Source organism: Aurantimonas coralicida DSM 14790 (assembly GCF_000421645.1).
GTDB lineage: Bacteria > Pseudomonadota > Alphaproteobacteria > Rhizobiales > Rhizobiaceae > Aurantimonas > Aurantimonas coralicida.
Genome location: NZ_ATXK01000029.1, coordinates 1 through 6,432 on the forward strand (window position 1 = coordinate 1; position 6,432 = coordinate 6,432).

Sequence of the window (6,432 nt, forward strand, 5' to 3'; positions counted from 1 at the left end):
CCTTCGTGCCGCTGAGCTTCGATCAGGGAGAAGCCTACCAGTTCGACTGGAGCCACGAGGTCGTTCTGATCAACGGCACGACTGTGACCGTGAAGGTCGCCCACGTCCGGCTCTGTCACTCGCGGATGCTGTTCGTGCGGGCCTATCCCCGCGAGAGCCAGGAGATGGTGTTCGACGCCCACGACCGGGCCTTCGCCTTCTTCAAAGGCGCCTGCACGCGCGGCATCTACGACAACATGAAGACGGCGGTGGAGACGATCTTCGTCGGCCGCGAGCGCGCCTACAACAGACGCTTCCTCCAGATGTGCGGTCATTACCTGGTGGAGCCCGTGGCCTGCACGCCGGCATCGGGCTGGGAGAAGGGCCAAGTCGAGAACCAGGTCGGCCTGGTGCGTGAGCGCTTCTTTGCGCCGCGTCTGCGGGTGAAGAGCTATGAGGAGTTGAACGCCTGGGTGCTCGACCGCACGATCGCCTTCGCCAAGGCCCATCGCCACCCCGAGTTCCGCGACAAGACGGTCTGGGAGGTGTTCGAGGCCGAGCGGCCGAAGCTTGTCTCCTATCGCGGTCGCTTCGACGGCTTCCATGCGGTGCCAGCATCGGTATCGAAGACCTGTCTCGTGCGCTTCGACAACAATCGCTACTCCGTCGCCGCCAGCGCTGTCGGACGCCCGGTCGAGATCCGCGCCTATGCCGATCGCATCGAGCTACGTCAGGACGGGCGGGTTGTCGGTGAACACCCCCGCTGCTTCGGCCGGGATCAGACGATCTACGATCCCTGGCATTATGTGCCGGTTCTGGCGCGGAAGCCCGGCGCCCTGCGTAACGGCGCGCCGTTCAAGGACTGGATCCTGCCGGCGAGCCTCGAGCGCGTCCGGCGCAAGCTCGGCACTGCACCTGACGGCGGGCGCCAGATGGTCGCCATCCTCACCGCGGTGCTGAGCGATGGACTTCCTGCCGTCGAGGCCGCCTGCGCGGAGGCGCTCGGTGAAGGCGTCCACTCGGCGGACGTGATCCTCAACGTTCTGGCGAGAGCCCGCGAGCCCGCCCCCACGATCACCATCATGACCCCGGACGCGCTTCGCCTTAACCACGAGCCGGCGGCTGATTGCGCCCGCTACGACAACCTCAGGAGAGCAGTGTGATGGAACGCTCCGAGATCCTCGGCGCCATGGGCGAGCTGAAGCTCTATGGCATGAAGGCAGCCTTCGACGAGATCATCTCCACCGCCGTGAAGCGCCAGCACGAACCGAGCCGTGTCGTCGGCGATCTGCTCACGGCGGAGATCTCCGAGAAGCAGGCGCGTTCGATCAAATACCAGATCACCATCGCCAAGTTGCCGCTTGCCCGAGACATCGACGACTTCGTCTTCGACGACACGCCGATCAATGAGACGCTGGTGCGCGATCTCGCCTCCGGCAACTTCATGGCCCATCAGCGCAACGCCGTTCTGATCGGCGGCACCGGCACCGGCAAGACCCACCTGGCCATCGCTATCGCCCGGGCCTGCATTCGATCCGGCGCCCGCGGGCGGTTCTTCAATGTAGTCGATCTCGTTAACAGGCTCGAGGCCGAGGGGCGTGCTGGCCGCCAGGGCCGAATGGCGGAGTACCTGACGCGGATGGACTTCATCGTTCTCGACGAGCTCGGCTATCTGCCCTTCGCCCAGTCTGGCGGACAACTCCTGTTCCACCTGATCAGCCGGCTCTACGAACAGACCTCGGTGATCGTCACGACGAATTTGGCGTTCGGCGAATGGCCATCCGTCTTCGGCGACGCCAAGATGACCACCGCGCTGCTCGACCGCCTGACCCACCACTGCGACATCGTCGAAACCGGCAACGAGAGCTGGCGCTTCAAGCACCGCCTCTGAGCCCTTCCAGCACAGAACGCGCCCGGTCCGATCTCCTCTTCGCCTCCGGCTCCGATCCGCTCGGCCCGGGCAAGCAGCCATCGCCCTAGGGGGGCAATTTTGGACGCCGATCGGGGGTCAATTTTGAAGGCCGTTTGACAGCCTGCGCGGGCCTAGTGCTCGCTTGCGACCGCCACGGCGGCGCACCTGCAGATTCTCCTCGCGGTAGAGGCGCCGCAGCTTCTTCTGGTTCATCACGAGGCCCTGACCCGGCACGAGACCTACCGCGCCGCGCCTGCCTGAAGATAAGACGGCCAGGACGGGAGCGTTCGCGAGAGGATTGGGAAGGGCAAAGGACAATTGATGCCAATCGGTGGTGCCGGAATCGGAAGACCCCGTGGGGTCCAGCGTCTTCAAGCGCGATGGAGTGATAAGGGATCCGGTTCGCAGAGAGCATCTGGGCCTGCAGCCACTCCGGCTGCACAAACAGGCCGGACATGGCTGCAACCGATCGATCGACAGAATCGTCAGAGAGCTCTTGCCAAGGGGGCGTCCACATATGGACCCCGTTTCGCCGGACATGCGGCGGTTGGGTTTAGGCACTGAGCCTGATGAACTCTCGCGGCGATCGGAACTTCAAGCCTGAGTGCGGATGGACCTCGCAGTAATCCTCGATCCAGTCGGGGAGCAAGGCGAGAATGGTAGCGGCGTCCGGCAGGGCGGTGATGCTGGCGTAGTCGCGCTTCAGCGTTTTAACGAAGGCTTCCGACATACCGTTCGACTCCGGGCTGCGGACGGGCGTGAAGAGCAGCGTCAGGCCGAGGGCCCGGGCGGTGTCGGCGGTATCCTTGGCAATGTAGGCGCTGCCGTTGTCCGACAGCCATTCGACGGGTTGTGGCACCTTGGTCGTGCCGAAGCGGCGCTCGACGGCGGTGACCATGAGGTCGCGCACCATCTCGCCGGAGATGCCGGCCTGCGCCACGGCCGACCAGGTAATGATCTCGCGGTCGCAGGCATCCAGGACGAAGAGAATGCGCACGACTTCGCGGTTCCTGGCATGGATCTCCAGATGGTCTGAGCACCAGCGCACGTTCGACCGCAGCGCAATGACGACGCCGTCATGGGTTCGGCCAGGCCGCCGGGCGGTATGGCGCTCTAGCGTCAGGCCATGATGCTGCATGATCCTCAGCACCCGCTTTGCATTGACCGCCGGGCGGCATTCCGTACGCATACGCTGTAGGCCGCAGGCTCGATTTCACGTAGTCTTTGGTGCGCCTTTGATCTGATCGGCGATGATGTCACGAAGCGCGTCGATACCGGCCTCGGTCAAGGCGAGCGTTTGGCGACCATCGGTATCGATGATCCATATGACGCCCTCTTCGGGTTCGAGCTGGTCGGATAGCTCCCATAAGAGCTCTTCGTTTCGGCCGAGGATTTCGGCGGCCCGTTGGATCGTATGAACATGGGAGATTGCGGCCATAGCTCAGGCCGCCGCCTGTTGTGGCGTGCTTTCGGCGGACCAGTTCCAGGACAGCAGTTCTCCAAGCCGGTTCTGCGGTGTTTCAGCGATGCGGGCGAGGACGTCAGCGAGCCAGGCCTGCGGGTCGATATCGTTCAACTTGGCCGTCATGATCAGCGTCAGCATGAAGGCGCAGCGGTCCGCGCCGCGATCGGAGCCGGCGAAGGTCCATGAGCGGCGGCCCAGGGCCAGGCCCCTGAGCGCTCGCTCCGCCGAATTGTTTGTGAGGCAAACCCTGCCATCTGTCGTGAAGCAGGCGAAGCTGTCCCACTTGGTCAGCATGTAGTCCATGGCCTTAGCGACCGGGGCATGGCGCGACAGGCGCGCCCGTTCGGTGCGCATCCACGTTTCGAGTTCGGCGAGGAGCGGCAGGCTTTTCTCCTGGCGGATGGCCAGGCGATCATCGGCGGATAGGCCGTTGACGGCACGCTCGATATCGAACAGGGCATCGATCCGCTTCACTGCCTCCAGGGCCATGGGCGAGATCGGCGCGGCGTTCTTTCCTCGCCGGGCGCTTTGGCCGATGACGGCAAGCTCGAAGAACTTGCGGCGCGCGTGGCTCCAGCACAGCGCCTGGGTCAGCGGCTTCGGACTTCGCTCAGTGGCATAGAGCCGCCCATAGCCCGAGTAGGCGTCGGCCTGGAGAATGCCGGTCCAGCCCGTCAGATGACGTTCAGGGTGCCCGGCCGTTCGATCGCGGGACGCAAAGTACAAGGCCGCCGGCGGTGCCTGACCGCCAAAGGGACGGTCGTCGCGAACGTAAGTCCAGACCCGCCCCGTCACCGTCTTGCCTTTGGCCAGGATCGGCACGGTCGTGTCGTCGCCGTGCAGACGTTCGGCAGCCAGGACATGGGCCGCGATCAGATCGTGAAGCGGGCGAAGCGTGAAGGTGCAGGCGCCGACCTGATCGGCCAGCGTCGACAGTGAGAGATCGATCCCCTCGCGGGCGTAGCGCTCCGACTGCCGGTTTAGCGGCTGGTGCTGTCCAAACTTGTCGAACAGGATTATCGTCAGGAGGCTCGGACCGAGAAAGCCCCGCGGCGTTGGATAAAACGGCGCCGGCGGCTGGGTGATCTTATCGCATTCGCGGCAGGTGAACTTCTCCCGAACCGTTTGGATCACTTTCCACTGCCGCGGGATCACCTCCAGGGTCTCGGTCACGTCCTCGCCTAGCTTGCGCAGCCGATCCGAACCGCAGCAGGCACAGGTCGTCGGGGGCGGCATCACAACACGCTCGCGCGGCAGATGCTCGGGGAATGGCTTGCGACCACCGCGCCGCCGCTCGAAGGACTTCACTGTCGTGGTCTTCGCCGCGGCCTGTTCCGCCACCAGCTCGTCTTCGCTCAAAGCCGCCTCGGCATCCTCGAGCTGCATTTCCAATTGGTCGAGAAGGCGGGCCTTACGTTCCGAGCGCGTGCCGTAAAGTTCGCGTCTGAGCTTCTCGATCTCCAGTGTCAGATGCGCGATGAGCGCCTCGGCGCCGGAGACTTTTGCCTTGACCCGCGCCGCATTCGCAACGGCCTCGTCGCGACCGCGCTCGGCCAGATCAGCGCGCCGTTCCGCTGCCGCAAGCGCGGCTTTCAAAAGGGCGATATCATCCGGCGCGGCAGCCATGATGGAGGGCTCTAAGCAGATCGTGACAACACCGATTCTGCCACAAAAGCCCTGCAATGCAACGCTTTTGCCTATCCAACCGAGGTTGGCCTCCAGGTTTTTTGGGGGTTCCGCCAGTCGATTCCAGACAGAAGATAACCGAGCTGCGCCGGCGATATCGTCACCGCGCCATCGGCGACGGAAGGCCAGAGAAAGCGCCCGCGTTCGAGCCGTTTCGTATAAGGCAGACGCCCTGGCCATCATGCCAGATGATCTTCAAAAGATCGCCTCTGCGACCACGAAAGCAGAACAGATGGCCGCTGTTCGGATCGCGCTTCAGCGACTCCTGCACCAACAGCGACAGGCGCGGGAAGCCCTTGCGCATATCCGTGTGCCCCGTCGCCAGCCAGACCCGTACCCCGCTCGGGACCGGGATCATTCTCCCATTCTCGTCTTCGAACAGGCCGACGGCGAATTCAATCGATCGACCACATCGAGAATGCGGGCGAGGGCGCGGGCGTCAATCTCCGCATCGATCCGGACAACCCGGTTGCCAGACAGCTCAATCTCGACGCAACGCTGGCGCTCGCAAGGACGAGCGTCAGCGCCAGCATCCCGATCCTGCTCCGGTCCCTCAGGGGGTTCGATCTCGGGGACACCGCAACAGGCAGGAAGGTCGGCCCCGATCCTGCGCATCCAAACGAAACTTTCGGATCCAACGGCAGATCGACGATGGATCTACATCGTACCGGCGGGCGACCGCCACCACGCTGGCGTCCTCCTCCAGTGCCGACATCACGATCTCTTCCTTCAAGGCTGTCGGCCAGTGTCGACGGCGGCCGCTATCCCGAACAAGATCGATCCGATGGTAGGTCACGTGGATATCCTCATTTCTTGCACCGTGGTCACCACACCACGCCGCAAAAACAACGATCTCATCCACAGTTCGCAAGGCGGCTCACGCCGGAGGCACACGGCATTCCGCCCGCAGGCGACGGTTCAACAGCGCTGTGACGCGCCGGTAGCCATAGGTCGGCCGGGCGTCGACGATAGCCCGGATGGGCGCCAGGAATTCGGCATCCTCGGCCTTGCGATACGGGCCCCGCGGCTTCACCGTCCTGCCGCGTCGCTCGTTGATCTGGGAACGAGCGACGTCAAGCGTCCGCGCCACGGCGCTCACCGTATACCGCCCACGGGATCGCTCCAGGACAGCAAGGGCGATGTCCGTTTTTTTTGGGCGAGCGAAGTCGAGCGCATCTTTCAGGATCTCGTTCTCCATCGTCTTGCGGCCGAGCAGCCGCTCAAGGTCGCGGACCCGCTTTTCCAGATCGCGGACCCTCGACGTGCCGACGACGTCTTCGTCGGCCTGGACGGCCGCATGTCCGCCCTCCAGCATCCGACGCTTCCAGGCAAAGAGCTGCGACGGCCAGACGCCTGCCTGCCGCGCTACGAAGGACACGCTCATCCCGGG

The 6,432-nt window shown here is 64.1% G+C and carries 5 protein-coding genes and 3 pseudogenes; 2 read left to right on the forward strand and 6 right to left on the reverse strand.

Features of this window, described 5'->3' with window-relative positions; all coding sequences use genetic code 11:
* Positions 1-1,142 (forward strand): IS21 family transposase (gene istA / locus H536_RS0122010; RefSeq protein ID WP_024352461.1); only part of this gene is annotated, 1,142 nt, incomplete at its 5' end.
* Entirely contained in the window at positions 1,142-1,870 is a 729-nt protein-coding gene (gene istB / locus H536_RS0122015; protein WP_024352462.1) for an IS21-like element helper ATPase IstB, read from the forward strand. The genes istA and istB, both read left to right, overlap by 1 nt.
* Before the next feature lie 574 nt (positions 1,871-2,444).
* Here istB and H536_RS0122020 read toward each other — a convergent pair.
* From H536_RS0122020 to H536_RS24120, 6 genes and pseudogenes are all read right to left on the reverse strand, one after another.
* Positions 2,445-3,059, reverse strand: a pseudogene (locus tag H536_RS0122020) (DDE-type integrase/transposase/recombinase); the annotation flags it as partial.
* Positions 3,060-3,104: 45 nt separating this feature from the next.
* A complete protein-coding gene (locus tag H536_RS0122025; protein WP_024352464.1) occupies positions 3,105-3,329 on the reverse strand; it encodes a hypothetical protein in 225 nt (74 codons plus the stop codon).
* Positions 3,330-3,332: 3 nt separating this feature from the next.
* The gene (tnpC, locus tag H536_RS0122030; protein WP_024352465.1) at positions 3,333-4,982 is read right to left on the reverse strand and encodes an IS66 family transposase; all 1,650 of its coding nucleotides are present in this window, start codon (positions 4,980-4,982) and stop codon (positions 3,333-3,335) included.
* A 71-nt stretch (positions 4,983-5,053) separates the two neighbouring features.
* Positions 5,054-5,400, reverse strand: a pseudogene (gene tnpB / locus H536_RS22985) (IS66 family insertion sequence element accessory protein TnpB).
* Between the two features lie 195 nt (positions 5,401-5,595).
* On the reverse strand, positions 5,596-5,904 hold the full coding sequence (locus H536_RS25565) for a transposase (RefSeq protein ID WP_425304063.1): 309 nt from the start codon (positions 5,902-5,904) through the stop codon (positions 5,596-5,598).
* A gap of 36 nt (positions 5,905-5,940) precedes the next feature.
* Positions 5,941-6,432 (reverse strand): annotated as a pseudogene (locus H536_RS24120) (transposase); the annotation flags it as partial.

Bases quoted from the DNA above. Each gene is read 5' to 3' on its own strand.
- istB (WP_024352462.1), top strand. From the start codon at position 1,142: ATGGAACGCTCCGAGATCCTCGGCGCCATGGGCGAGCTGAAGCTCTAT.
- H536_RS0122025 (WP_024352464.1), bottom strand. From the start codon at position 3,329: ATGGCCGCAATCTCCCATGTTCATACGATCCAACGGGCCGCCGAAATC.
- tnpC (WP_024352465.1), bottom strand. From the start codon at position 4,982: ATGGCTGCCGCGCCGGATGATATCGCCCTTTTGAAAGCCGCGCTTGCG.